Source organism: Thermosynechococcus sp. JY1331 (assembly GCF_031583475.1).
Classification (GTDB): Bacteria; Cyanobacteriota; Cyanobacteriia; order Thermosynechococcales; family Thermosynechococcaceae; genus Thermosynechococcus.
The window spans coordinates 1,823,223-1,848,637 of the sequence record NZ_CP134180.1 but is presented as its reverse complement, the minus strand read 5'-3'; the positions used below and the strand labels follow the sequence as shown (position 1 = coordinate 1,848,637).

At 53.5% G+C, this 25,415-nt stretch carries 22 protein-coding genes, 1 tRNA gene and 1 pseudogene; 13 read left to right on the top strand and 11 right to left on the bottom strand.

Features of this window, described 5'->3' with window-relative positions; translation table 11 throughout:
- The first annotated feature begins 213 nt into the window (after positions 1 to 213).
- A complete protein-coding gene (locus RHJ31_RS08990; RefSeq protein WP_302676370.1) occupies positions 214 to 1,659 on the top strand; it encodes an ammonium transporter in 1,446 nt (481 codons plus the stop codon).
- A gap of 154 nt (positions 1,660 to 1,813) precedes the next feature.
- Positions 1,814 to 2,455, top strand: coding sequence for a tRNA (guanosine(46)-N7)-methyltransferase TrmB (trmB, locus tag RHJ31_RS08985; RefSeq protein ID WP_302676369.1), 642 nt, complete (start codon positions 1,814 to 1,816; stop codon positions 2,453 to 2,455).
- On the opposite strand, the gene RHJ31_RS08980 is transcribed toward trmB, so the two are convergent.
- Both RHJ31_RS08980 and RHJ31_RS08975 read right to left on the bottom strand, forming a co-directional pair.
- Positions 2,452 to 3,156 (bottom strand): triacylglycerol lipase, encoded by a 705-nt coding sequence (locus RHJ31_RS08980; protein ID WP_302676368.1) that lies wholly within the window; start codon positions 3,154 to 3,156, stop codon positions 2,452 to 2,454. The genes trmB and RHJ31_RS08980 overlap by 4 nt on opposite strands.
- Before the next feature lie 4 nt (positions 3,157 to 3,160).
- Positions 3,161 to 4,048 (bottom strand): MBL fold metallo-hydrolase, encoded by an 888-nt coding sequence (locus tag RHJ31_RS08975; RefSeq protein WP_206199539.1) that lies wholly within the window; start codon positions 4,046 to 4,048, stop codon positions 3,161 to 3,163.
- Between the two features lie 290 nt (positions 4,049 to 4,338).
- Between RHJ31_RS08975 and RHJ31_RS08970 the strand changes: the two genes are divergently transcribed.
- The 3 genes from RHJ31_RS08970 to RHJ31_RS08960 all read left to right on the top strand — a co-directional run bounded on the left by RHJ31_RS08970 (position 4,339) and on the right by RHJ31_RS08960 (position 9,384).
- Positions 4,339 to 5,496: a sigma-70 family RNA polymerase sigma factor gene (locus RHJ31_RS08970; protein ID WP_302676367.1), complete on the top strand. Its 1,158-nt coding sequence runs from the start codon at positions 4,339 to 4,341 to the stop codon at positions 5,494 to 5,496.
- Positions 5,497 to 5,598: 102 nt separating this feature from the next.
- Positions 5,599 to 6,933: a DUF1822 family protein gene (locus RHJ31_RS08965; protein ID WP_302676366.1), complete on the top strand. Its 1,335-nt coding sequence runs from the start codon at positions 5,599 to 5,601 to the stop codon at positions 6,931 to 6,933.
- Between the two features lie 30 nt (positions 6,934 to 6,963).
- The gene (locus RHJ31_RS08960) at positions 6,964 to 9,384 is read left to right on the top strand and encodes a CHAT domain-containing protein (RefSeq protein ID WP_302676365.1); all 2,421 of its coding nucleotides are present in this window, start codon (positions 6,964 to 6,966) and stop codon (positions 9,382 to 9,384) included.
- Positions 9,385 to 9,626: 242 nt separating this feature from the next.
- Here RHJ31_RS08960 and RHJ31_RS08955 read toward each other — a convergent pair.
- The 3 genes and pseudogenes from RHJ31_RS08955 to RHJ31_RS08945 all read right to left on the bottom strand — a co-directional run bounded on the left by RHJ31_RS08955 (position 9,627) and on the right by RHJ31_RS08945 (position 13,304).
- Positions 9,627 to 10,265: pseudogene (locus tag RHJ31_RS08955) on the bottom strand (Uma2 family endonuclease).
- A gap of 85 nt (positions 10,266 to 10,350) precedes the next feature.
- Positions 10,351 to 11,664: an exonuclease subunit SbcD gene (sbcD, locus tag RHJ31_RS08950; RefSeq protein ID WP_302676364.1), complete on the bottom strand. Its 1,314-nt coding sequence runs from the start codon at positions 11,662 to 11,664 to the stop codon at positions 10,351 to 10,353.
- Between the two features lie 5 nt (positions 11,665 to 11,669).
- On the bottom strand, positions 11,670 to 13,304 hold the full coding sequence (locus tag RHJ31_RS08945) for an alpha-D-glucose phosphate-specific phosphoglucomutase (protein ID WP_302676363.1): 1,635 nt from the start codon (positions 13,302 to 13,304) through the stop codon (positions 11,670 to 11,672).
- A gap of 169 nt (positions 13,305 to 13,473) precedes the next feature.
- On the opposite strand from RHJ31_RS08945, the gene RHJ31_RS08940 reads away from it, so the two are divergent.
- From RHJ31_RS08940 to RHJ31_RS08930, 3 genes are all read left to right on the top strand, one after another.
- Positions 13,474 to 13,546: transfer RNA gene (locus RHJ31_RS08940), tRNA-Phe, on the top strand.
- A gap of 11 nt (positions 13,547 to 13,557) precedes the next feature.
- Entirely contained in the window at positions 13,558 to 14,496 is a 939-nt protein-coding gene (locus tag RHJ31_RS08935) for a cobalamin-binding protein (RefSeq protein ID WP_302676362.1), read from the top strand.
- A 219-nt stretch (positions 14,497 to 14,715) separates the two neighbouring features.
- A complete protein-coding gene (locus RHJ31_RS08930; RefSeq protein ID WP_149818172.1) occupies positions 14,716 to 16,305 on the top strand; it encodes a glycoside hydrolase family 57 protein in 1,590 nt (529 codons plus the stop codon).
- Between the two features lie 12 nt (positions 16,306 to 16,317).
- Here the strand turns inward: RHJ31_RS08930 and ffh are convergent, their stop codons facing one another.
- Entirely contained in the window at positions 16,318 to 17,727 is a 1,410-nt protein-coding gene (gene ffh, locus RHJ31_RS08925) for a signal recognition particle protein (RefSeq protein WP_302676361.1), read from the bottom strand.
- Positions 17,728 to 17,985: 258 nt separating this feature from the next.
- On the opposite strand from ffh, the gene RHJ31_RS08920 reads away from it, so the two are divergent.
- From RHJ31_RS08920 to RHJ31_RS08900, 5 genes are all read left to right on the top strand, one after another.
- Positions 17,986 to 18,213 (top strand): hypothetical protein, encoded by a 228-nt coding sequence (locus RHJ31_RS08920; RefSeq protein WP_206199549.1) that lies wholly within the window; start codon positions 17,986 to 17,988, stop codon positions 18,211 to 18,213.
- Between the two features lie 25 nt (positions 18,214 to 18,238).
- A complete protein-coding gene (locus RHJ31_RS08915) occupies positions 18,239 to 19,675 on the top strand; it encodes a circularly permuted type 2 ATP-grasp protein (RefSeq protein WP_399375628.1) in 1,437 nt (478 codons plus the stop codon).
- A 129-nt stretch (positions 19,676 to 19,804) separates the two neighbouring features.
- Positions 19,805 to 20,275 carry a CAAD domain-containing protein gene (locus tag RHJ31_RS08910; protein ID WP_302676360.1) on the top strand — a complete coding sequence of 157 codons (471 nt, stop codon included), beginning with the start codon at positions 19,805 to 19,807 and terminating at the stop codon, positions 20,273 to 20,275.
- A gap of 8 nt (positions 20,276 to 20,283) precedes the next feature.
- Positions 20,284 to 20,976: a type 1 glutamine amidotransferase gene (locus RHJ31_RS08905; RefSeq protein ID WP_206199551.1), complete on the top strand. Its 693-nt coding sequence runs from the start codon at positions 20,284 to 20,286 to the stop codon at positions 20,974 to 20,976.
- A complete protein-coding gene (locus tag RHJ31_RS08900; RefSeq protein WP_315862986.1) occupies positions 20,976 to 21,752 on the top strand; it encodes an RNA methyltransferase in 777 nt (258 codons plus the stop codon). Before RHJ31_RS08905 ends, RHJ31_RS08900 begins: the two co-directional genes overlap by 1 nt.
- On the opposite strand, the gene psbZ is transcribed toward RHJ31_RS08900, so the two are convergent.
- The 5 genes from psbZ to RHJ31_RS08875 form a co-directional block, all read right to left on the bottom strand.
- Positions 21,749 to 21,937, bottom strand: coding sequence for a photosystem II reaction center protein PsbZ (gene psbZ, locus RHJ31_RS08895; protein WP_181496775.1), 189 nt, complete (start codon positions 21,935 to 21,937; stop codon positions 21,749 to 21,751). The two genes, RHJ31_RS08900 and psbZ, sit on opposite strands and share 4 nt — an antisense overlap.
- A gap of 117 nt (positions 21,938 to 22,054) precedes the next feature.
- Positions 22,055 to 22,909, bottom strand: coding sequence for a M23 family metallopeptidase (locus RHJ31_RS08890; protein ID WP_302676358.1), 855 nt, complete (start codon positions 22,907 to 22,909; stop codon positions 22,055 to 22,057).
- Positions 22,910 to 23,040: 131 nt separating this feature from the next.
- The gene (locus RHJ31_RS08885; protein ID WP_206199553.1) at positions 23,041 to 23,796 is read right to left on the bottom strand and encodes a phycobilisome rod-core linker polypeptide; all 756 of its coding nucleotides are present in this window, start codon (positions 23,794 to 23,796) and stop codon (positions 23,041 to 23,043) included.
- A gap of 33 nt (positions 23,797 to 23,829) precedes the next feature.
- Complete coding sequence (locus tag RHJ31_RS08880; protein WP_302676357.1) at positions 23,830 to 24,570, bottom strand: phycobilisome rod-core linker polypeptide; 741 nt, start codon at positions 24,568 to 24,570, stop codon at positions 23,830 to 23,832.
- 3 nt (positions 24,571 to 24,573) lie between these two features.
- Entirely contained in the window at positions 24,574 to 25,407 is an 834-nt protein-coding gene (locus RHJ31_RS08875) for a phycobilisome rod-core linker polypeptide (protein ID WP_206199555.1), read from the bottom strand.
- Between the last annotated feature and the right edge of the window lie 8 nt (positions 25,408 to 25,415).

Below are 25,415 nucleotides of genomic sequence, written 5' to 3'. Positions count from 1 at the left end.
CTAGGATAGGCGGTTTTGGCCGTCAAGGTAAATGTATAACCCGATACAGATTTTCCACTGTGAGAACTGGTGCAATCAAAGGTTAATTGCGGGTCAATGCTTTGCTCAGCTCCAGCCAAACAACAGCCAGATCACTTTCTGGCGCGATGGTGCCGCAACTGCGATTTCTCCTCCGCTGAACTCATGTGCAACTCTACTCCATAATCGTTGAGAATGAAAGCGATGTCCAAGTTAAAACTGAAACGTGCGAGACGGCAAAAGCGCCCGTTACGCAACCTTGACCGGCAGCCCAATTTCCGCTGGCGATCGCCAGCCCTTGTCGCCTGCATTCCCCTAGCTTTAATCATTGTGGCTGTTTGGGGAGTGGCTGCTCAGGCACAGGATAAACCCCTCACTCCTGAAGACGTTCAAGGCGTACTCAACACCATTTGGGTACTCATTGCAGCCATTCTGGTGATTTTCATGAATGCTGGCTTCGGCATGTTGGAAACTGGCTTCTGCCGCCAGAAAAATGCTGTCAACATTCTTTCTAAGAACCTCATTGTTTTTGCCTTGGCCACCCTTGCCTACTGGGCGATCGGATTCTCTTTCATGTTTGGTACCGAGGGCAATGCTTTTATTGGCCTGGGGGGCTTTTTCCTCAGTAGTGAAAACCCCGAAACCTACGGTCTTGATCCCTTTCCGGAGGGCTTACCCATCGCTGTGGCCTTTCTGTTCCAAGCTGCCTTTGCAGGAACCGCAGCCACCATTGTTTCTGGGGCAGTGGCCGAGCGGATCAAGTTTGTTGACTTTTTGATTTTCAGCCTCCTGCTCACTGGTATCTCTTACCCCATTACGGGTCACTGGGTTTGGGGGGGTGGCCTTCTCAGCAACATTGGTTTCCTTGGCCCAGATATTGCCTTTAAGGATTTTGCCGGTTCAACGGTGGTTCATGCCGTAGGCGGTTGGTCGGCACTGATGGGCGCTGCGTTCCTAGGACCACGGCTTGGCAAGTATGCCGCAGATGGTACGCCTCGGGCGTTGCCCGGCCACAACATGGGCTTTGCCATGCTGGGGTGTTTGATCCTCTGGATCGGCTGGTTTGGTTTTAACCCTGGTTCTGAACTGGCCGCAAATGAAGCTGTACCCTACATCGCAGTTACAACAAACTTGGCGGCGGCAGCCAGTGGGGTTGCGGCAACAATTACCGCTTGGCTAGCCATTGGTAAACCTGACCTCTCCATGATTATCAACGGTATTCTGGCGGGATTAGTGTCCATTACAGCACCCTGTGCAGGTGTGTCTTACTGGAGTGCCGTGATCATTGGTGCCATTGGCGGTGTGATTGTGGTCTATTCTGTCCTTTTCTTTGACCGCATCAAAATTGATGACCCCGTTGGTGCCACCTCTGTCCACTTGGTCTGCGGCACTTGGGGTACCTTAGCTGTTGGCTTGTTTGACAAAGAGTTAGGCTTGCTCACCGGCCACGGAGTGACTCAGTTGATTGCTCAGATTATCGGTATTTTGACAGTCGGTGGCTTTACTGTACTGCTGACCAGTATCTTTTGGCTGGCTCTGAAACAAACGCTTGGCATTCGTGTTTCCGAAGAAGAGGAACTCAAAGGCTTGGACATCGGCGAGCATGGCATGGAAGCCTACAGCGGTTTCTTGAAGGAGTAACTCGCCTGCCAATAAGTTTGGGGTCGTACCACGCCGCTGAACGATCCCATTGCCCTAGGTGGTTTTTGCTGTCCTCAGCGTTTGAGGGCAGTTTTTTTCTAACTTTGCAGTGATATACGCTACGCTATAGCGGCAGTACATTAGGGAGTTTTGGATGAGCGATCGCGCCATGGCGGTACGGGTGCGACAACACGTTAACCCTCTCAGTCAAAAGTTCCAGCAGGACATTGCTGTTCCCGATTGGTCAACGATTTACAAGCAGCCCTCGCAGCCCCTGCATCTCGATATTGGCTGTGCCAAGGGGACGTTCTTGTTAGAAATGGCAGCACTGTATCCAGAGCAAAATTTTCTGGGTTTGGAAATTCGCTACCCGCTGGTGGTGACGGCCAATGAACGGCGCGATCGCCAGCAACTTCGGAACCTCCACTACCTTTGGGGCAATGCCAATGTCCACTTGGGCAAAATCCTCGGCGGACTCCCCCTGCACACCGTCACGATTCAGTTTCCAGATCCGTGGTTCAAGCGCCGTCACCATAAACGCCGCGTCGTCACCCCTGAACTGGTGGCCACCCTTGCCGAACTCCTGCCCGCTGGTGGGCGTGTTGTCCTTCAGTCAGATGTCTTTGAGGTGGCTGAATCAATGGTGCAACAGTTTCGTGCCCATGCCGCCTTTAGCTCAACCTGTACCGATTGGTTACCCCAGAGTCCTTGGCCCGTCGCGACAGAACGGGAAAAATGTGTCCTCAGTCAAGGATTACCCGTTTACCGCTGGCAATTTGAGCGGTGTGCCCTCTAACTGGCTTTCAAATACTGCTGCCAAGTAGCGACAATTGCTGGGGAGCCGTACCAAGGGGCATCGGGGCGATCGCGCAAGCGGCTGCGAGGCGCATGGAGCACATCTTCATAGACCAGATTCTCTGCCCCCTCAAGGTGGGCTGCTGCCACTGGTGTCACCCCATCTCCCCAACAGGCACCCTCGCCACAGGTGAGTTTATAGCTTTGATACGTAAACCAATTGGCAAACGAACCGCGTGGTGTGCCATAGATAGCCTTGCCCGCCAGACACACATAGCGAACTTGCGGGTAATAGGCACCGGGGTACGTGGTGTTCACAAAGTCAAGATTGCGGCGCGTCCAACGCTCCTGACTCCGATGGGGAGTACCCAACGTGATTAGCGTGTGCACCCATTTGTGACCCGCCCAAACTTGGCCATCATAGGGTTGATCCCCTAGGTAAATGCGGCTAATCCAGCCCCCCGCTGAGTGGCCAATGAGATGCACGGCGGACGCCCCTGTTGCATTCAGAACATGCTGAATGGTGGTATCCAAGGCCTGTAAAATTGGCGCCACCGATCGCCCCCCCAACGTGGGAAACCACGAGCGTACCCTGAGGGGCACCACCTCCGCCACAAACCCCAATTGCCGCAGATAATCCCGCAGTGGGTAATAGTCAGGGGCAGCCGCTAAATACCCTGGTAAAAGAACGACAGGCAACACAGGACTAACTTGCTTGAGGCGTCGCCGGGAAGTGTATCACATTTGGATAGACGGAAATCATTAGCCCCTCGCGAGCCAGCAGCGTCTGCGGAAATCGTGCCCGTGCCAACTCACCAATGCGATCTAGACAGTCATCATCATGGCTAGGGTCATGGTGAAACAAAATCAGTTGCTTGACCTGGGCGGCTTGGGCAAGCTTAACCGCCTCCTGCCATGTGGAATGCCCCCACCCCACCTTGCTCTGCTGCGGGTGATAGTATTCTTCATCGGTATAGGTGGCATCGTAGATCATCACATCGGCGCGATCGGCCAAGGCAAACGCCCCCGGATGCAACTGATCAGGCAAATGCTCCGTGTCTGTGATATAGGCCACATGGATACCCTGCCAACTCACACGGTAGCCCACCCCCCCACCCGGATGATTCAGGGCTTCATTACTCACCACCACACCGCCGCCTAGGTGTACCTGTTCGCCCGCCTCCAAGTCATAAAAACGCAAATCTCCCCCCATAATCTGCAACGGGACAGGAAAGTTGGGGTGCAGCATTTGATCATTCAGTCGTCGTTCAATGCCCTGACCATTTTTCCCCGGCACTGCGTAGATATGGAACTGATTCCCCGGTACAAAGGCGGGCTGAAAGAAGGGAAAACCCTGAATATGATCCCAGTGGGTATGGGTAAAGAATAAATGTGCCGCCACCGGATGTTGACTCATTAAGTGCTCCCCCAGAACCCGTAAACCCGTACCGCCGTCAAAAATGATGCGTTGACCATTAGCTTGAATTTCCACGCAGGGAGTGTTACCGCCATAGCGGACAGTGTGGGAACCGGGACAGGGAATACTGCCGCGCACGCCCCAAAACCGAATGGTGAGTGGGTTAAACATGGGCATATCGCAAATCTTGATCGTAGTGTGCCACAGAAAACACGCTTGACTTGTGATATGGATCATCCTCCCCCTGTGACGCTAGGAGTTGATAGAGTGGCGGCTAGCCGCCACCAGGGTTGGTGAAAAATTTTTTCTAAAATCTGCAAGGCGAGTGCATATTTGTAAAAACGCCATTGGATAAATGAATAGAGGGTTGTAACAGGAGGATGGATGAATAATGAGGAGTGAATAAAGCAGGCAGTCACGTTTCTCCGTACGGTTGTCCTTTGATTGATATCTAGTGAGAACGATTGATGACACGCCAACCCTGCGATAAACTCATTGCTTTGCTCCGATTTGACGGTTCCGATCGCCCGCGCTGGTATCGAGATCGCCAACTACAGGCCTACTTCACAGCAGCGGGGTACAACCTCGAGGAGCCAGAGCCGACGGCTGTCTTCCTCCTCCAACAATTACAGCGTCAGCCGAACCATGATGATGCCCAGTACTGGCGGCGGGGTCTATTTTGCTATCTCCAAGAAACTAGTTGGTCTGTAGCCATGACCCTGCGGGAGAAACTGGGCGGGATGCATCAGGTCAGTGACTGTTTTCAGCAGGCTTGCTGTCTCACTAATGATCCCCTCAAGTTATTGAGCAAATTTAAGCCCGAGCGGGGTACGCGGCTATCCACCTATGCCTATCGCCGTATCTATGACGGTGTGTATGCTGCGCTGGTGGGGGTTCGGAAATCAGATTGGGGTCTACTCAAACACAGTGGTCTGCGTTCTCTCTCCTCAGCCTTGGGGAACCAAGGATACACAGAAGATCGAGTTCGTCAAATCTGTGCCCTTGTCGAATTGTGGCAGGAGTTGGCGGATCAGACCACTGCTCCCGATCAGGCACTGCTGGCTCAGGTGGCTAAAACCTATCGTCAATGTTGTCCTGATCTTCCCGCTGTAACCCCTAGCGAAGTTGAAACCCTGCTCCGCACAGCGATCGCTGCCTTGCGAGCTTATCGCCAACCACAGGTGGTGAATCCTGCTGAGCAAAGGTTTTGGGACACCCTAGAAGGAGGAAATACGCCTTGGGAAGCAACCCTGAAACAGGAAGAACAGGAAACCCTTAAACGGGTCTTTGAAATGATGAAAAATGCGATTGCAGCACTGGATGACACTAGTCGTCAGGTGTTTTGTCTGTACTATTGCGAGCAGGTCAGCCAACAACAAATTGCCCAGCACTTAGGCTTTGCAAAACAATATCAAGTGTCTCGTGCCCTAGAGCGGATTCGTGGTCATTTGGCGAAAGCGGTACTCGCCGGCCTTAACCAACCCACGCATCCTGAACGCCTTAAGGAGGCAACAGTGGCTGTCAACCTGTGGTTGAAGGAGGGTTATAAAGTGTTAGCAGGGTCTTGTCAGCGGTGTGATCAGGTAGGTATGGCAGAACACTGTCGTTATGAGGGTGCATTTTGACTGTTTTGTAAACGGTATGAACTTTTGGGAGTTGTTGTACTTAGGTAAGGAACCATGACATCGCTATCACTGTCGTTTCTCACTGCTATAGGTGCGCCACCGATGGCGCACACAGAACACGTTCACATTGACTTAACAAATTGTGGCGATCGCCAGTGGATTGAGCAGATCACAGCGGCTGCCCGCGCTTACCGTCGTGGCAGTGTGCGAATGAATGCGATGGCCTATGTAGCCGTGCGTAACTGGTTTGCAGCAATGGGCATCAGTGCCGACCCCTTCCTCTCCACCGTCGAACTGCCCATCTTCTGGGAGTTTGTCAACGGCACCCTCTTGACGACCGCCATTGGTCAAGTGTTGATTGTGCCTGATACTTCTATAGAGCTTGACGAGTGCCGCATTCCTCAGGAATGGTTGCACATTGCTGCTTGGAAACCCGATTACATCCTAGGCGTCCAAGTCTTTGCCGAAGAAGCGCAGGTCAGACTCTGGGGCTATGCACCGACTAGCAGTGTGAATCGTGCTGCTGTTGACGCCTTCAGTCGTACCTACACCCTCGATCGCGAGGACATGATCGAAGATGTGCCCCTCCTCGCTGCCTTGCCGGCCTGCCATCACATCCCTGTTCCATCACCTGCCGCAACTGCGATTCCCACAGCCACGCTTCAGCAAATTGCCAGTGGTGAGATGCTCTTGCCCCGCTTGGTGTTGCCCCTAGAGGAATGGCTGCACATCATTGGGCAACCTCGCCATCGCCTTGATCTCTTTTTGGCCTGTCATCCGCAGCGGCTGAGTCTCTGGCTTTATGCCAAGACCAAGGGCGTGAGCAACCTGTTGGGTCAAGTGTGGCAAGAGGCGCAGGAGTTGCTGGCGGAGGGCGCGATGCTCAATCCCTACATCAGTTGGAAGCTGGGCTGGACATCGCCAGAGTGGGCATTGCGCTCCAATGACACCTTAGAAGCCATGCAAGCTCAAGCTCAATTACGCCAAGCCTTGGAAACGGAGGATTGTCGCCAAGCGGTTGCCCTCCTCAAAGACCTGATTGCCACCACTGCCGATGAAGGATTGCGCTGGATGGCGGCAGAATATCTCCACGCTAAAGATGCCACTGCCCCAGAAGCAGGGGTGTGGAAAACTCGTACCGTGGACTTGGGTCTTGCCCTCGGCGGACAGTCCTTCGGCTTGGTCATGGCCGTACTGCCGCGAGATACGATGTCTGCCAATATTCTTGTGCGCGTCACTGCCCTCAAGGTAGGTGAAACGTTGCCCCCAGACTTGGTTTTGATGATTACTGAGGCCAATGGCAATACCTTTGCCCAAGTCACTAGTCGGCAGCAGGATCAAGCGGTGCAGTACAAGTTTTGGGGACAAATTGGCGAAACTTTTGGCATCACATTGGCCTATGGAGATGCTAAGATCACGGAAACTTTTGTTGTCTAGCTGCATTGGCTCTTTTTGATTGCCGCTGCGATGAAACACGTCTGTCTCGAAATCTACGGGGGTTGCCTTGAGCAGCATTCCTTCAAGGGTCGCCTATTATTGGGGACAGAAAGCCAAGTGGATGCCTATGGGGTGTATCCTGTAGAGTTTCCAGCAATGCCTCACCTTCCGCACCGGTATCGGCAGTGGCGCGACGCCTATCACGGCTATGCGAAGAATACTCGTCTGGGGGCTAGCGGTAACCAGATTACGAACATTGGTACTCAGCAACCCACCCTCCTTAAAGAGGTACGGCAAAACTACACTGACCTTGTGACTACCCTTGGCACGTGGTTGCACAATACGCGCATCAGTTATCTCTGCGAGGAACAGATCAATGAGCAAACTTCACTTTCTAAGGAGCAGACTTCATTTTTTGGCCTAGGCAACTTTATCTTGCCGCCGCCGATGAACGAGATTCACCGCATTTCTGTGCAGACAGATTTTGTTGAACTGTGGCACTATCCATGGCACGACTGGACACCGATTCGCCAACACAGCAATCTGGATGTGGTGTTTTCACCAATGGTGTATCAGTCCCTGAAGTCTTCGACAGCGCACCATGAGCGAGTACGGATTCTGGCAATTTTTGGCGCGAGTGGCGACCTTGATCTCAAGGGGGATCTTGAGGCTCTCAGGGCGTTACCCAATGTCGAACTCCACTGCCTGCGATCGCCCCAATTAAGTGAACTCTATTCCCTGTGGTGCCAGCCCTGGGACATTCTCTTTTTTGCCGGGCACAGTCAGGGCTATGGCATTATTATCAACAATCACGAGAAACCATTAGAGATTCGCGAACTTTATCGCACGCTTGAACGTGCAGTGGCGCAGGGGCTAAAACTGGCGATCTTTAATTCCTGCAACAGTATTCCCCTAGGACAGTTTTTGATTCAGTTGGGTTTGCCCCACGCGATCGTGATGCGCGAAGCGGTTCCGAATATTGCCGCTGAGTTGTTTTTGAAGTACTTTTTACAGAACTTTCACGGCGGTGCAGATCTCTATGCCGCTGTAGCTCAAGCGCGATCGCAATTACGCGAACTGAGTCGCTGCGATGATCATCTGCCGGGCACATCAGCGCTGCCCTTAATTTGCCGCCATCCCCAAGCGCGCTGCCCCCACTGGCATCACCTACGGCGATCTGACGCCAGTCCTGCGACTGTCCCGCTTGGCGATCGCCCCTGGTCAAAAGCGTCTGAATTCCCCAACTTCCTCTACTGGTGTCGCTGGCAATTGGAGCTGGCGCAACTGAGACCCCAAGCGCTGCAAGATGATCCGGGTCGCTGGGTAACGGTCATGCCCAAGGGAGTGAATCACCAAACGCCGCAGCAAAACTACCAACACGCCCTTGCCAATATGAGCCACTGGGTCTGTGGTGTCCAACAAACCACTGGCGGCTTTCCCCAGCAACCGGAGCTGGCCTTTTTCTTTCCTGCCCTTGGGGCGGAGGCTCGCCAATGTCTGCCACGGGTTTCTAGTCAAGAGCTACTGCCTTATCTTGAGTCCCTAGTTGTTGAGCAGCGGGAACTCCCCCGTGTTCGTGCCGCTTTTTTGATTGTCCAGCAATATCCCAATGTCAGCCACCTCAGTACAGCGTTTCAAGTTTTAGAGGATACCTTACGCCAAGACACCAAGCCCCAAGTGCGCGAAGAGCTATTAGCGGAGTGTCAGCAATTTCTCAAGGAGCTAGATGCCAAGCTGGTCAGGAGCGTTTGGGACAGCACCACGGGAGAGCGCCTACAGCAGTTTTTACAGCGGCTGCTCCATTATCCCCAACAGTCTAGCCGCCTGAAACTGGCGATCGCCTCTGTTCTGATTACGGCAAAAGGCCGTTGGGCGGTTGAAGCTAGCAATGTTGCCCTAGAAATTTTTCGTAACTCCTCATACCTAGAGGATGTGATCCTTGCCAGTCGCTGTTTACACCAAGCGGGGGTGCGGCAGTGGGAGGTTGTTGACCGGCTAGAGCGCTATTTGGGCTTGGCCACGGTGCAGTCCCATCAGATTGCCCTTGCCGGCGCCCTTGGCATTGTTAGTCCCAATCATCCCCAAGCCATTGACACCCTTGAGTTAATCATTGAGCAGCAGGCCTACGATCTGGAAACATTGATGGCGGCGGTGCGGGCCCTTCACCGCATTTCCCCTGAGCATCCCCTTGTGTTGGCGACCCTGCGATCGCTCTTGGTCAAGGCGCAGGAAACCCAAGATATTCTCGGCTTTTACTATGGCCTAGCGGCTCTCGATGAATTGCAGCAGCCCCTAACTCCCTACATCTCAACTACAGTCATCCCGTGGGTTTGCCAGAAAATTGCGGTTTTTAAGGCGCAAGAAGAACCCTACCTGATGGCTCCCTATACCGTGCTGTGGTACTGTAGCCGCCATATTCCCTACCAAGAATTTGCAAATCTTTGGCAATAGTTAACTTCCCCGAAGGGGCGGGAGATCGAGCGCTTTCTGAGGATCAACCGTAGCGACTAAAGAAAAAATGGGGTCGTCGCAATGACTGACCCCGCCTGCCGATTCCTCAGAGAGGAGAACACTAAAACTTAGCCTAAGGCAGATGAGAAAAAATGTCAACAAGCTAGAAGAAAAAGTTTGCCCAAGATGCCGAGCACCCTCTTGCCCTGTCTCCCTCAGATTCCAAGCCATGGGCTTTCGCCCTAACCTCTGAGAAAAGTTACCACTGCTTTGGGGGGGTGCTCAAGGTTGAAGAGTTGCTCAGCCCTCAACACCAATTGCGGGAGTAGCGTTGATCGAATTAGGGATTGTCCTTGCAATTCGGTGAGCTGATAAGATTGACCGACTACAACGCAAAGCACCATCTTTTGTTCTTCAGGGTCAACGATCCAATATTCAGGAATGCCCATTTCGGCATACTCTCGACGTTTTGTGTGATAGTCGCGATCGCGAAGCGCGCCCTTTGGGCGATCGCGATTCCCATTGGCCGGACTAACCACTTCTACCACTAAAAGCGGTGGGGGTTCGACGATCGCCGAAAGCGGATTTTGTTTGCGCAGAGCGTCCCAGTCTTCGCGGTGCAAAATGCATCAGTCTGGTTCCCGTGATGTTCGCAGGCCAGTGCGCACGCCAATGCCACCGGGGAAAATTTCGAAGGGTAAATGATTCGCCTTAATTTCGTTTTCAAGCGTGGTGAATAAAAATCGGATAATTGCGATATGTAGGGGGCTACCGGTTGGCATGGTAATAATTTCGCCATTTTCTAATTCAATGCGATGATCTGCCGCATCATAATCAAGGAACTCCGCAAAGGTAACCTTTCTAACGGGAGTCTGAGTCATGGCTGAATCTCGCAAATGCAAACACAATTTTTAATGCCTAACTCCAGCCTAGCCTACCGGACTTGAGTCAAAGCTTAACTTCAGGCTAGGAGAGCAATTTCAGTTGCTGAATCACAGGTTCGGGCGTTTGCGCAGCGCGCCCTTCAGGCGATCGCGGCATCTCTGGAGTGTCTTGACTCTCTTCTTCAGAGTGGCCATTAAGGGTTTGGAGTGCCGCTAGCAGATCTTGATGCAGCGGTTCAAGGTCAGGGTGATGATCCAGATAGAGTTGCAGGGCATGGCTGGGGTCAAGGCACTGTTCGAGGACAACTTCTGGCAGGCGGGCAATGGGCTGGCTATTCACCAGTTGAGGCAGAAGGCTGACGCTGTGGGCACGTTCAAGCGCTTTTTGCAGTTCATGGAGGTTGATCAGGGGAATTTGATCGGGGCGCAGTTGATACATGACCCGCACCACAGCCCCGCTGATCTCCCCGCTGGCGATCGCCTGCAACAGCACTGCTTGGGGGTCTGTTTCCACTGCGGTTAAATCAACGCGAATGGTACGAAAAGGGCGGGTGGGCAGGGGGCAAAACTGAAATTGTGCCTTTCCCTTCTGCAAATTCACAAGTACGTACCCTTTTTCTTCCCCCTCTTCACCAAAATCCACCCGCTCAATGCTGCCGGGATAGACCACGGGTGGATCGTGACACAGGACTTGATGGCGATGCACATGGCCAAGGGCAACATAGTCAAAACAGGGGCGCGCCAAAAAACTCAGGGGAATCGTAAAACCTTTGCCGGCACTCAAATAGCGTTCAGAGCCGTACTGGGCGGTGTCCACCATGGCATGAGCCAGTAAGACAGTGGGCAAGGCCGGATCAAGTTGGCGAATTTCCCCCTCAAGGGCAAGGCGCAGCCGCTCTAGGAGCAGTTGATGCACCTGGGCAAGGGAAAGGCCACTGGTTTCTGGCCGAGTGAGGAGCGTAGATCGCGTTAACCAAGGGAGGGTAATGACTTGAACACTACCCCGGCGAGTTTCAATGCGATGGGTAGCCAAGCGATCGCCCACGATAAAACCGGGCACCCCAAGGGTGCGATAAAGACTGAGGCTCGCGCCCCCCTGTCCTTGGGCGTGCTGATCGTGGTTGCCCACCAGCAAAACCGTGGGAATGCGGGCATCGGCCAAGCGGCGAAATTGGCTGGCAAAGGCTTCATGGACGAGAGGGGGTGGCGTGGCATCGGGAAAGGCATCACCGCCAAAGAGCACCAGATCAACGGGTTCACTGAGGGCACGGTCAATACAGGTGGCCAGAGCAGCAATAAAATCCTCAAGGCGCGTATTCAAGCCGGTGGCCGGGTTAATGTGGCCATGACTGAGGCCACTGCCCAGGTGAATATCGGACACATGGAGAATTTTCATAGCGATCAGGTGATGACCGTGGGGCGATCGCGCCCCGTTAAGCCTTGGATATTCGCCACTTCATTGGCCAGTTGAATTAAATCGGCGAGTGCTACTTGGGCATCGAGGTGCTGCTGGGCAGGATTGGGTTCAAAGCGCTCCAAATAGACCCGTAGTGTTGCCCCTTGGGTTCCCGTTCCCGATAGGCGATAGACAATGCGACTGCCATCCTCAAAAATCAGCCGAATCCCTTGATTTTGGCTGACGCTGTGATCCACTGGATCGGTGTAGCTAAAGTTATCGGCAGTGGCCACGGTGTAGGCACCCAAGGTCTGACCCACGAAGCTGGGCAGTTTTTGCTCCAGTTGGCTCATCAGGGTGTGGGCGCGATCGCTCTCAATGCCTTCGTAGTCATGGCGGGAGTAGTAGTTGCGGCCATAGGTTTGCCAATGGGCTTTGACAATCTCGGCCACGGAGGTTTGGCGGACGGCCAAGATATTCAACCAAAAAAGCACAGCCCAGAGGCCATCTTTCTCGCGTACATGGTTTGATCCGGTACCAAAGCTTTCCTCGCCGCAGAGGGTGACTTTACCGGCATCGAGGAGGTTGCCAAAAAACTTCCAGCCCGTGGGGGTTTCATAACAGTCAATCCCCAGCTTGGCTGCCACGCGATCGGCCGCCTGACTCGTGGGCATGGAACGGGCAATCCCCGCTAAGCCGTCTTTGTAGCCGGGCACCAGGGTGGCATTGGCCGCCAAAATCGCAAGGCTGTCGCTAGGGGTAACAAAACAATTAGCCCCTAAAATCATGTTGCGATCGCCATCGCCATCGGAGGCCGCACCAAAATCAGGAGCCTGCTCGCCAAAGAGTTGCTGCACCAAGTCATGGGCATAGACCAAATTGGGGTCGGGATGACCACCACCAAAGTCCGGTAGCGGCACACCATTTTGCACCGTGCCTTGGGGTGCCCCTAGGCGTTTTTCAATGATCCGATGGGCATAAGGTCCCGTAACCGCGTGCATGGCATCAAAGACAAGGCGCAGCTTCCCGGTGCGAATGACCTCAGCAATACGATCAAAGTCAAAAAGAGTCTCCAGCAATGTTTGATAATCGGCGACGGGGTCAATGACTTCAACAATCATTTCACCCAAGGGAAACTCCCCAAGGGTGTGCAGATTCACATCGGGGGCTGTGTAGATTTTGTAGCTGGTGAGGGCAAGGCTCCGCTCATAGATCGCGTTGGTAACTTTCTCTGGCGCAGGCCCGCCATTGGCAATATTGAACTTAACGCCAAAATCTCCCTGTGGCCCTGCGGGGTTGTGACTGGCTGAGAGAATAATGCCACCGATCGCCCCATACTTGCGGATCACACAGGAGGCGGCTGGCGTTGAGAGAATGCCATTTTGCCCCACCTTGACCCGTGCAAAGCCATTGGCTGCAGCCATTTTGAGGATGACTTGGATCGCCTCAGCATTGAAGTAACGGCCATCACCCCCTAAAACAAGCGTTTGCCCCTGCGGTGCCTCAATGGTGTCAAAAATCGCTTGGATAAAGTTTTCTAGATAGTGGGGCTGCTGGAAAACAGGTACCGCCTTACGCAACCCAGAGGTGCCGGGTTTTTGATCCTTGAAGGGAGTGGTGGCAACAACTTGAATACCCATTAGGAGGCTCCACAAGGGGACTGTCACTATAAGGGCAGCTTAGTCGGCTCCAGAATCGTGGTCAAGACCTTTCCATATAGTATGCGAGAGTATGCCTTTGCCCTAATTGATTTTCTGAGAGACTTGTCATCGCACCTAGACGCTTGCTAAAATCATAAAACACTTTCAAGCCGGGATAGCTCAGTTGGTAGAGCAGAGGACTGAAAATCCTCGTGTCGCCAGTTCAATTCTGGCTCCTGGCATCGCCGACAAGATGCGCCTCGTTTCGCTCCTACCGAGTGCCACAGAAATTGTTGCTGCCCTAGGATTGACACCGTTTCTTGTGGGGCGTAGCCACGAATGTGACTATCCGCCAGAGGTGAAGACATTGCCTGTTTGTACACGGGCAAGGTTAGATGCACAGCAGTCAAGTTTAGCAATTGATCGGGCGGTTCAAGACCTCCTGCGATCAGCTCTGGGCATTTATGACTTGGAACTGGCGACCCTGCAAGCGCTAAAACCGACCCACATCATTACCCAAGATCAATGCGATGTTTGTGCTGTAACCTTGGCAGAGGTGCAGGGGGCGATCGCCAGACTCTTTGAGCCACCACCGCAGTTAATTTCCCTCCAACCCCATTGCCTTGAGGATGTCTGGCAGGATATTCGGCGGGTGGGTCTTGCCCTCGGTGTCTCTCCCGACCCCCTACTGAATTCGCTACACACCAGAATTTATGCCTGTCAAGCAGGGGTGAGCGATCGCCCGCGGCGGCAAGTCGCGACCATTGAATGGATTGACCCCCTCATGGCCAGTGGCAATTGGGTACCGGAATTGATTGCCCTCGCGGGGGGTGAAAATGTCCTCGGTACAGCAGGAAAACATTCCCCCTACATTGAGTGGTCAACACTTCTGGCGATCGACCCGGAGGTGATCATTGTCATGCCCTGTGGCTTTGACCTCGAACGCAGCCGTCAAGAACTTGACCAAGCCTTGCACACTTATCCCCAGTGGCAGCAATTGCGTGCCCTGCAAACAGGTCAACTGTACATTGTTGATGGCAACGCCTATTTCAACCGCCCCGGCCCCCGCTTAGTGGATTCCCTTGAAATTCTTGTCGAGATTCTCCACCCACCCCAAGAACCAAAATTTCAAGGCATGGGTTGGCAACCCTACAGCCCTTTTTCCAAGGATGGCACACGCTCACAGCTGTGAAAGCCAGTGCCGGCAAGGATTTGATTTCCTATCCCCTATTTCAGCAAAGGGCGGCTGTACGCGCCATCAATCACAGGAGGATGGCACCAACGATAAATCTGAAGAAAAGATAAAAATTACCCGTTGCAGATTTGGCTATTTCGCCTAAGATGAGGGAAACTCAACTGATCTCATTGATCCCCTGCCGTTGTCCCAAATACATAAATAGGCAAGCTTCCTATGGCAATTGGTTATTTAGCGCTGGTTTTGCATGCTCACCTCCCCTTTGTCCGCCACCCCGAGAGTGACTACGTTTTAGAAGAAGAGTGGCTCTTTGAGGCAATTACCGAAACCTATGTGCCCCTGATCTGGATGTTTGAGGGGCTAAAGCGTGACGGCGTGGACTTCAAAATCACAATGAGTATGACGCCGCCATTAATTTCAATGCTGCGGGATCCGCTACTTCAGGAACGCTACGATCAGCACTTGGCAAAACTAGAGGAACTGGCAGAACTAGAGGTAGAGCGCAATACCTACAATGGCCACATCCGCTACCTTGCCGAGCACTATGCCCAAGAATTCAACCGCGTACGGCAGACATGGGAAAACTACGATCGCGACCTCGTCAAGGCCTTTAAGCAGTTTCAAGACACCAATAACCTTGAAATCATTACCTGTGGTGCCACCCACGGCTACCTACCCCTCATGAAAATGTATCCCCAAGCGGTGTGGGCACAACTGCAAGTGGCCTGTGAGCACTATGAACAAACCTTTGGCCGCCCGCCCAAGGGCATTTGGCTGCCAGAATGCGCCTATTACGAAGGCCTAGAGCGAATGCTGGCCGATGCGGGTTTGCGCTATTTCATTACTGATGGCCATGGTATTCTCTATGCCCGTCCGCGGCCTCGCTTTGGCACCTATGCGCCTATTTTCACCGAAACTGGGGTGGCTGCCTTTGGCCGTGATCATGAATCCTCACAGCAGGTGTGGTCATCGGAGGTGGGCTATCCGGGGGCGCCTGAATACCGTGAGTTCTACAAGGACTTGGGGTGGGAAGCAGAGTACGAATACATCAAGCCCTACATCATGCCCAATGGCCAACGCAAAAATACGGGGATTAAGTACCACAAAATTACCGGGCGCGGTCTTGGTTTAGGGGACAAGCAACTCTACGACCCCTATTGGGCACGGGAAAAGGCGGCTGAGCACGCTGCCAATTTCATGTTTAACCGCGAAAATCAAATTCGCTACCTGCACCACCTAATGCAGCGTCCGCCAATTGTGGTCTCTCCCTACGATGCGGAACTTTATGGTCACTGGTGGTATGAAGGGCCTTGGTTCCTTGACTTTCTCTTCCGCAAGGTCTGGTTTGACCAAGACACCTTTGCCATGACCCACTTGGCAGACTATCTGCGCGCCCATCCCACCCAGCAGGTGTGCCGTCCGTCCCAGTCCAGTTGGGGCTACAAGGGGTTCCATGAATACTGGCTGAATGACACCAATGCTTGGATTTACCCCCACCTCCATAAGGCCGCTGAACGGATGATTGAACTGGCCAAGGGGGAGCCGTGGGATGAACTGAGTTGGCGTGCCCTCAACCAAGCGGCACGGGAATTACTCCTTGCCCAATCCTCAGACTGGGCTTTTATTATGCGGACGGGAACGATGGTACCCTATGCGGTTCGCCGCACCCGTAGCCACTTGATGCGCTTCCACAAGCTCTATGATGACATCAAGGCACAAAAAATTGATGCGGGTTGGCTGGAAAAAGTGGAAGCCATTGACAATATCTTTCCCCACATTAACTATCGGGTCTATCGCCCCTTGTAGTCGGGGCAGTGGTTAAAGAACGCCAAAGCCTTTGCGTTTCTTTTGCTTCTTGGGCTTTTTGGGAGCCTGAGCACGACCCCCTCGACCCATTGGGTTCATACCCGGCATACCCATTCCCGGAAAGCCCCCTTGACCCATCTGCTGCATCAGGGATCGCATCCGCTGGAAATCGCTGACCAACTTTGTTACATCGGCTACTTGATAACCAGAACCTTTGGCAACCCGTTCACGGCGACTGGGGGAGCTAGCGAGAAGTTCAGGATTGCGACGCTCTTCGCGGGTCATGGAGTTAATCATGGCTTCCGCCCGTTTGAGTTGTACTTCGCCCTGCTGGAGTTGCTCCGTTGAAATTTTATTCATGCCGGGGATGAGCTTCATAATTCCCGCAAGGGAACCCATATTTTTTAGTAGGCGCAGTTGCTTGAGGAAGTCATCAAAGTCAAACTGGGCTTCGAGGATTTTGCGGGACATTTTTTCGGCATCGGCCAAGTCCACTTCCTCTTGGGCTTTTTCGACAAGGGTGAGGACATCCCCCATCCCCAAGATGCGAGAGGCCAAGCGATCGGGATAGAAAGGTTGGAGAGCCTCGACTTTTTCACCAACACCAATAAACTTAATCGGTTGTCCGGAGACTTGACGCACCGAGAGAGCTGCACCGCCGCGTGTATCCCCATCCAGTTTGGTGAGAATGGCTCCCGTAATCCCCACCTGCTCATGGAAGGCACGGGTGAGGTTGGCCGCCTCTTGCCCCGTCATCGCATCTACTACTAAGAGGGTTTCGTGGGGTTGTACCGCATCTTTAATGGCCGCCAGTTCTGCCATCATCTCGGCATCAATTTGTAGGCGCCCCGCTGTGTCAATAATCACGGTATCCACACCGAGTTCCTTGGCTTTGGCCACCCCTTGGCGAGCAATTTCCACGGGGCTAACTTCTGTACCCATCTCAAACACGGGCACGTCAATTTGTTTGCCAAGGGTAATCAACTGATCAATCGCAGCGGGACGATAGACATCGGTGGCCACCAAGAGGGTGCTGCGGCGTTCTTTGCGCAGGTGCAGGGCGAGCTTTGCTGTGGCGGTGGTTTTCCCCGTTCCCTGTAAACCGGCCATGAGAATAATCGTGGGGGGTGGCTCCACGTGAGCAAGGGGACTGTGGGATTCCCCCATGACCTCAACAAGGGCATCGTAAACAATTTTGATAAATTGCTGATCGGGACGAACCCCGGCAATGACCTCAGCACCGATCGCCCGCTGACGCACATTTTCAATAAAGTCTTTAGCGACTTGGAGGTTGACATCGGCCTCTAACAGGGCACGGCGCACTTCCCTAAGAGCTTCTTGGATATTGTTTTCGGTAATTTTGTCTTGACCCCGTAGGGTTTTCCAAGCAGATTCAAGGCGTTCAGCAAGGGCGTCAAACATGGATTACAGCTCAAGGGGCAACAAGAATTTCATTGATCTTAGAGTATCTATCGTAGCAAACCGTCTTCCCCATACCGTCTTGGCTGCCGATTTAAGCAAGGGGCTGCGAGTTGCAATTTGTAGCAAAGTTAGCAGTGGTCGTCAACCGTATCCGCTAGGCTTTCACGGTAAGATAAAAACATTGGGGTTAGAGTCTTTATTTTTATCAGGTTCTATAAAGACGGCCTATTAAAGGCTCTGATCGGCGGGAGGTGTCCAATGCTTGTGATCCTCACCCAAAATCAGATTTTACCGTCACAGTCTGTGTGTCAATCCTGCTTGTTTGCTGATCGCCAAGGCAAACCCCGCTGGCAGGAGGGTCAGCTCCGTTGTGGGGCGCCTCTAGGGAGTACTGCTGAAGCGGGATGTCAACACTTTCGCTGTCAAATGGGGTTTCATTTAGTGGCGGTGTCAGATTTGCCGACTCCTCTCGAGCAAGACCATTGAGGGAAATCGCCACCAAGGAATATCAATGCTGGAATTTGAGAACTACGATCCGGAAGACTTTTACGACGAGTGGTTTCTAGCCAAAGGCCAACCACGACCTTTTATTGAACCGCTGTTACAACGGGTGCGATCGCTGCCAGCGGGAGAACTGCAACAGCGCCAAAAAACCGCCCAACAGGTGATGTTTAATATTGGCGTCACATTCACGGTCTATGGTGCTGCCGAGGGCACCGAGCGGATCATGCCCTTTGATATTCTGCCGCGGGTCATTCCCGCCCAAGAGTGGCAAGCCCTTGAACGGGGTCTCAAGCAACGGATTGCGGCGCTCAATACATTTATTGCTGATGTCTATGGTGAGCAAAAAATTATTAAGGATGGTGTCATCCCACGGGAACTCATTGAGTCAGCCAAGGGCTATCTGCGTCCCTGCCATGACCTGAAGCCGCCGGGGGGCATTTGGTGCCATATTACGGGTACCGACTTAGTGCGCGATCGCGATGGCACCTTCTATGTCCTAGAAGATAACCTGCGCTGCCCTTCGGGGGTCTCCTATGTGCTGGAAAACCGCCGCGTGATGAAAAGCACGTTTCCCCTTGTCTTCAAAGAACTGCACATTCAACCTGTGGACGAGTACCCCAGCCATCTCCTAGAAACGCTGCTGAACCTTGCGCCCCCCGGCCTACCGGATGCGACCGTGGTGGTACTGACGCCGGGGATGTACAATTCCGCCTATTTTGAGCATTCCTTCCTTGCTCAGCAAATGGGGGTAACGCTCGTGGAAGGGCGGGATCTGGTGGTGGCTGATGGTTACCTACAAATGCGCACAACCAAGGGTCTGAAGCGCGTGGATGTGGTCTATCGCCGCATTGATGATGACTTCATTGATCCAGCGGTATTTCGTCCTGATTCGATGCTGGGGGTCAGGGGTCTGATGGAGGTTTATCGCCAAGGGCGGGTGGCGATCGCCAATGCCCTCGGAACTGGCGTGGCCGATGACAAGGTGATTTATGCCTATGTGCCGCAAATGATTCGCTATTATCTCGGTGAGGAACCCCTACTGCCCAATGTGCCCACCTACCTGTGTTGGGAGCCACAACAGTTGGATCATGTGCTCAAGAACCTCGATTCCCTCGTGGTGAAATCTGCCAACGAGTCCGGCGGCTATGGCATGCTCATTGGTTGTCAAGCCACGACTGAGCAGCGGGCAGAATTTGCAGAGCGCATCAAAGCCAATCCCCGCAACTACATTGCCCAGCCCACCCTTTCGCTGTCGCGCGTGCCCACCCTGCTGGGGGATGAAATTGTCGGCTGCCATGTGGACTTACGCCCCTATATCCTGTACGGCAAGGAAATTTATGTCCATCCCGGTGGTCTGACGCGGGTGGCGATGAAGCGTGGCTCATTGGTGGTGAATTCTTCCCAAGGGGGCGGGAGCAAGGATACTTGGGTGCTTAATGATTAGAGCCGTCTTTTGGGGACAGGGGATGCTAGCGGTAAGGCACCACCTATGTTAAACAATTATTAGCTATTAGCCAGCGCTGATCGGTGAACTTAGCCTAAACTTGCTGAGGTACTGAAGGAACTTAAGCACATGAATGAATTTGAGACATCCCCAACCACAGAAACTACCCATACGGAAAAGCCTATTTTTGAACCAACGCCGGCACCAGCACCCTTAGCGGAAGTAGAGTCTCAGCCAGCGCCGCCGAAGGTGGGCGGTCTCACGGATGAACAGTGGCAACAGGCTCGTGAAAAACTCTATTGGCTCCTCACGGTCTTCCCCGATCAGGTTAGTGCATTTGTGGGTGAATACAAGCAGCCCCTGCGCACCCTCCTCATCATTCTTGCCACCATTCCTTTTGTGGCACTAGCGGTTGCCATTTTGGAAGTAGTGAATGCCATTCCCCTCCTAGGCCCGACCTGTGAACTCGTAGGCTTTGGCTACACTTGTTGGTTTCTGTATCGCTATGTCCTCTTTGAGTCCGGTCGCCGTGAACTTGGCCAAAAGGTGAATGAGTATAAATCCCGTATCCTTGGGAATGAAGGCGGCAGTTCTTCTTAAGCGAGTTCATGCGCCTGCATTATCTCCAGCACGTGCCCTTTGAGACCCCTGCCTACATTGCCCAGTGGGCGATCGCCCGTGGTTTTGATTGGCAAGGCAGTCATCTCTATGCAGGCGAGCCGCTACCCGCCTTGACGGAGGTGGATGCGCTGATTGTGATGGGCGGCCCTATGGGGGTACACGATGAGGCTGTTTATCCATGGTTAGGGTCTGAAAAGGCCTTTTTGCGCCAAGCGATCGCCAACGGGTTACCCATTTTCGGGATTTGTCTTGGTGCTCAGCTCTTGGCACAAGTCCTAGGAGCAGAGGTCACCCCAGCACCCACGAAGGAAATCGGCTGGTTTCCCATTGAACTGACAGCAGCCGCCCAAGCGCATCCTTGGTTTCAGGATTGGCCACCCCAACTGACGGTGCTGCATTGGCATGGGGAGATGTTTAGCCTCCCTCCGGATGCAATGCCCCTCGCCAAAAGTGCCACCTGTCCGCAACAAGGATTCTTGTGGGGCGATCGCGTTGTTGGTCTTCAGTTTCACTTAGAAGTGACCCCCGCTAGCCTTGGGGAGTTGATTCAGCACTGTCAGCATGAGCTAGTCCCCGGCCCTTACATTCAATCCGCCACAGAGATTCAAGCTCAAGCCGCGCAAACCGCACTCTTGACTCCCTATCTGGAACGTTTACTTGAGCGCTGGATTCAGTCGTGATCATTACCAGTCGGCAGAATCCCTTGGTGCGCTCAATCCGTAGGCTGCACCACCGCAAATATCGCCAAGGGCACTTGCTTTTAGAGGGGACTCATTTGCTCCAAGAGGCACTGGCAGCCGGCTATCGCTTATCGGTGGTTTGCTATACCAGCGCTTGGCAAGCAAAGCAATCGCCAACATTTTGGCAGCAGGTTGTCCATAGGAGCGATCGCGCCGTTGAAGTCAGTGAAGAGGTACTGACTGCCCTCTGTACGACAACCACTCCCGATGGCGTCGTTGCTGTTGCCAACTATACACCCCTTCCTACCTTGCCACTCCAGCGTTTAGGTCTGTGCTTAGTCACGCTTCAGGATCCGGGCAACTTGGGAACGATTATTCGTACCGCTGCCGCCGTGGGTGTTGAGGGGCTATTGTTGACCCCCGATTGCGTGGACATGACCCATCCAAAAGTGCTGCGTGCCAGTGCCGGCCAGTGGTTTCGCCTACCGATGCAAACTGTTAGCGATGGTTTGGCCACTCTCAAAGCCTACCAAGCCCAAGGATGGCAAATAGTCGTCACATTACCAACCGCGCCACTGATCTATTGGCAAGCGGATTTTCGTCAACCGACCTTACTGGTCATGGGAAATGAAGGCCAAGGGTTACCCCCGGCCTACCAAGATCTCACGTTTACGGCACTGCGGATTCCTCAGGAGCCAAATGTTGAATCCCTCAATGTGGCGATCGCCACAGCAGTACTCTTGTACGAAGTCTATCGCCAACGCTGGCTGAACTAAACCACAAAAAAGTTGAGAACGCCTACCACTAGCACTAGGGCAATCCATAGCCCAGAGCCAAGGAAAATTAACTGCTTTGAGCGATCCCAATCTTGGGGAGAGGCGTAGGCCACTGGCACACCCACCACCATCACAAAGGAGAGGATGACAAGGGCAGCAAGAGCCAGTTGAAAGAGAATCGTCATTGTTGCTAACTCCCAAATCTTATCAGCGGCAATGGTAGCGAAGCGGCTACCTCTGAACTAGCATTATCCCCCATTTGTTGACCCTAAACTAGGCAGGAAAGCGAGTTCGTATGGCAACTATTGCCAGCCGTGGGTCAGCCACGATCGCGGATCGACGCACTCGCCATTAACGTAGAGTCCCCAATGTAAATGGGGTCCTGTGGAGGCACCCGTATTGCCAACCGTACCAATGACTTGCCCTGCCTCAACCATTTGTCCCTCTTGGACGTGAATTTGATCGAGGTGCAGGTAAATCGTCAGCACCCCTTGCCCATGATCAATACCGATCGTGTTGCCATGGATGAGAAATCCTTGGGATTCTCGCCCCACTAAGGCCACTCGCCCCCGCTGCGCCGCTACTACGGGTGATCCCTTGGGGCCTGCATAGTCCAAACCACGATGGAAGTAGTCCTTGGCCAAAACCCCGTTGTAGTACCGCCGTACGCCGTAGGGTGTGGTCACAGGGCCACTGTTGGGGCGGCGAAAGGCACCTTGCCAGAGTCTTTCGGGGGTGACCAGTGCCTTAAAGGCATCCACGCGATCAAATTCCAAATCCGTTCCTGAGGCGTCTTTGCCCGGTGGGAGCCAAATCCTTTGCACAGGAAAGGAGCGATCGCCCACCCACAGAAGCATATTGCGGGTTTCATTTCCTGAGCGAACCACCAATGAACGGCGGCCGGGGGTCTGGAGTGGTGTTGTGGCCACAAAGGCACGCCATTGCTGTGGCCCAATGGAAAAGACCGGCAGCGCTTTGCCCGCCACTTCGACCGTGGGCTGTCCTGAAGCGTTGACCACAATGGCCAGTGTATCTCCCAAAACAGGGCGATCGGGACTGACGGTGACCGTAATTGGAATCGTAACTTGACTACTGGCGGGCAGAATGGTGGCAGTGATAATGGCAGGTACTAGCCACGGGAAAAGGCAATCGCGCATAGCGGCAAGAAACAATGAGCCTCTAGATTGGACACGCAAAAATGCACTGGGGTTCCAAGCAGGAACGAATGAGAAAAAGCCGCCAGTAAATTTACCGACGGCTGGATGATTAAAGCATCCTTGGGCGTAATTTAACGACGGCGGGGCACTTTGGCTAAGTAATCAATATCAGCGGCACGCAACTGCTGGGCATAGCGAGTCTTGGGCGCGATCGCTGCTGCCAAATCGCGGTATTTGCGGGGGTCGCCCTCCGGTAGCCGCCGCTCTTGGAACTTGCGATCGTAGAATTTCTCCAGCGTAAACCGCCAATCGGTGGTAGTGGTGCCCACTTTGTCGCGGTATTCAAAGCCATAGCGCGGCGTCACGAGGTTAAAGGGACGTCCCTCCATCCGCTTGCGCTGGTAGGGCACCGTAAAGTCACCAAAGGCATTGGTGTATTCCTCACTGTCGAGGAGGGCATCGACAAAGCCATAGAAGCCAAGGGTGCCGATTTTAATTGACCAAGCAATTTTTTCCTCTTCGTTGTAGGCACTGCGCCCCAAGAACCGCCGCAGGCACACATCCACCAAACGGTAGTTGTCGTTCACAGCCACCACCGTATTGTAGAAGCGCTCTGATTTGGCCAGACCGCGAATGAAGTCCCGCACCGTAATCACTCGGTTCACTAATTGGGATTCCAAGGTGATTTGACGGTTAAAGGCCAAGGTGGCATGCTCACTAAACACCTGCCGATAGCAGGCCCAGATCACCTCGCGGATTTCCGGGTAGGAGGCCGCATCCTCAAGACGATAGATATAGGGGCTATCTTCGTTTTGATCGGCAATGCCAAAGGTAGCGACGCGGTGGTTTTGAGTCGTCGGCTTGTAGGCGAGTAGAGGTAAGTCCATGGATCTCTCCCAAGTCAAAGAGTGAAACAATAGCTAGCGCAGCGGAAAGGTCGCCGTCGGGTTGATCGACGCCGGTACAGTCGGGCGATCGCGCCGCGTGGTATCGGGGATTTGCACATTGGCCGTGGACACTGGCTTGAATTGCACAGGTGTCACCTTGACTGATCGTGCCATCTCCAAGAAATTGCGAATGTCGCCCCACTTGTAGCGACTGTTCTCTAACTTATCGCGCCAGTAGTCACCATAGCGAGGGGTCACCAGATTAAAGGGGCGATCTTTATAGCGACGACGCTGGTAGGGCACGGTGTTATCGCCAAAGTTTTGCGTATATTCGTCACTATCCACAAGGGTATCCACAAAGTTCTGCCAACCGTCGGTGGCAATGCGAATGGACCACGCCAGTTCCTCATCTTTGTTGTAAGGGGCACGCCCAAGGAGCCGCTTCAGGGCAATTTCCACCAAGCGATAGTTGGAGTTCGTCTCCACCACCAAGCGACGGAATGTCTCCGATTTGGCCAAGCCGCGAATAAAATCCCGTACCGAAATGGCACGATTGGCTAGTTGGGACTCCAAATGGGGCTGGCGGGTACTCTTGAGGACAACGTGTTCACTAAACACTTGGCGATAGGCCGCCCAAATCAGTTCATCAATATCTGACTGATCCACTGCATCCTCAAGGGAATAGCGCCAAGGGGTGTCTTCATTGGGCACTTCATAGCCCGGTACCCGCTGATTTTGGGAACTAGGGGCATAGCTCAGCAAGGGAATCGTCATGGCTTACACCTTTGGTTGAGAGGGCAAATAACGATAGGGCAACGCAACGGGCACAGGTTTGACCGGTGTCGGCGGTAGATCCCGCTCTTGGGCGGTGTTGGGAACCGTCACCAAACTGGAGGTGGCCCGTGCCACATGGCGTTGAGTATCGAGGGTAGGCACCACAATTGAACGCGCCATAGAGAGGAAGTTGGCTGGAATCGCGCCGCGGATAATTTGCTTGTCCAGTGGCCCTGCGGTGTAGTAGCGCACTTGATAGTAAGAACGACCACTGAGGGACATTTCCTTGTTGCGCCAGTAGTCGCTGTAGCGGGGATTAACGAGGTTAAAAGGACGCGCCATGCGCCGCCGCCGTTGGTAGGGGACAATATCGGCACCAAAGTTTTGCTGGTACTCATCGCTGTCCACCAAGGCATCAATAAATCCTTCTAGGCCACGGGTGGCTAGAATAATCGACCAAGCAATCTGCTCCTGCTGGCCATAGGTGGGGCGGCCAAGGAATCGCTTGAAGGAGACATCCACGAGGCGGTAATTGGAATTGACGGCTGCCACTTGCTCGCGATAGACCTCGGACTTACCCAAGCCACGGATAAAATCCTGTACGGAAATGGCACGATTGCGCAGTTGGGATTCTAGGAAGGGCTGACGGTAGGAGTCCAAAATCAGGTGCTCGCTGAAAATTTGGCGATAGGCTGCCCAAATCAGGGCATCCACGTCTGCGGCATCGGTGGCATCGGTGAGGCGGTAGATGACGGGATCATCCTCGGCGGGGACTTCATAACTGACCACCCGCTGGTCAAGGGTTCTGGGCTTCACAGCCAGCAAGGGTAACGACATAACTTTCC

Coding starts and splice junctions, on each gene's coding strand:
- RHJ31_RS08990 (WP_302676370.1), top strand. CDS start 214: ATGAAAGCGATGTCCAAGTTAAAACTGAAACGTGCGAGACGGCAAAAG.
- trmB (WP_302676369.1), top strand. CDS start 1,814: ATGAGCGATCGCGCCATGGCGGTACGGGTGCGACAACACGTTAACCCT.
- RHJ31_RS08975 (WP_206199539.1), bottom strand. CDS start 4,048: ATGCCCATGTTTAACCCACTCACCATTCGGTTTTGGGGCGTGCGCGGC.
- RHJ31_RS08970 (WP_302676367.1), top strand. CDS start 4,339: ATGACACGCCAACCCTGCGATAAACTCATTGCTTTGCTCCGATTTGAC.
- RHJ31_RS08965 (WP_302676366.1), top strand. CDS start 5,599: ATGGCGCACACAGAACACGTTCACATTGACTTAACAAATTGTGGCGAT.
- RHJ31_RS08960 (WP_302676365.1), top strand. CDS start 6,964: ATGAAACACGTCTGTCTCGAAATCTACGGGGGTTGCCTTGAGCAGCAT.
- sbcD (WP_302676364.1), bottom strand. CDS start 11,664: ATGAAAATTCTCCATGTGTCCGATATTCACCTGGGCAGTGGCCTCAGT.
- RHJ31_RS08945 (WP_302676363.1), bottom strand. CDS start 13,304: ATGGGTATTCAAGTTGTTGCCACCACTCCCTTCAAGGATCAAAAACCC.
- RHJ31_RS08935 (WP_302676362.1), top strand. CDS start 13,558: ATGCGCCTCGTTTCGCTCCTACCGAGTGCCACAGAAATTGTTGCTGCC.
- RHJ31_RS08930 (WP_149818172.1), top strand. CDS start 14,716: ATGGCAATTGGTTATTTAGCGCTGGTTTTGCATGCTCACCTCCCCTTT.
- ffh (WP_302676361.1), bottom strand. CDS start 17,727: ATGTTTGACGCCCTTGCTGAACGCCTTGAATCTGCTTGGAAAACCCTA.
- RHJ31_RS08920 (WP_206199549.1), top strand. CDS start 17,986: ATGCTTGTGATCCTCACCCAAAATCAGATTTTACCGTCACAGTCTGTG.
- RHJ31_RS08915 (WP_399375628.1), top strand. CDS start 18,239: ATGCTGGAATTTGAGAACTACGATCCGGAAGACTTTTACGACGAGTGG.
- RHJ31_RS08910 (WP_302676360.1), top strand. CDS start 19,805: ATGAATGAATTTGAGACATCCCCAACCACAGAAACTACCCATACGGAA.
- RHJ31_RS08905 (WP_206199551.1), top strand. CDS start 20,284: ATGCGCCTGCATTATCTCCAGCACGTGCCCTTTGAGACCCCTGCCTAC.
- psbZ (WP_181496775.1), bottom strand. CDS start 21,937: ATGACGATTCTCTTTCAACTGGCTCTTGCTGCCCTTGTCATCCTCTCC.
- RHJ31_RS08890 (WP_302676358.1), bottom strand. CDS start 22,909: ATGCGCGATTGCCTTTTCCCGTGGCTAGTACCTGCCATTATCACTGCC.
- RHJ31_RS08885 (WP_206199553.1), bottom strand. CDS start 23,796: ATGGACTTACCTCTACTCGCCTACAAGCCGACGACTCAAAACCACCGC.
- RHJ31_RS08880 (WP_302676357.1), bottom strand. CDS start 24,570: ATGACGATTCCCTTGCTGAGCTATGCCCCTAGTTCCCAAAATCAGCGG.
- RHJ31_RS08875 (WP_206199555.1), bottom strand. CDS start 25,407: ATGTCGTTACCCTTGCTGGCTGTGAAGCCCAGAACCCTTGACCAGCGG.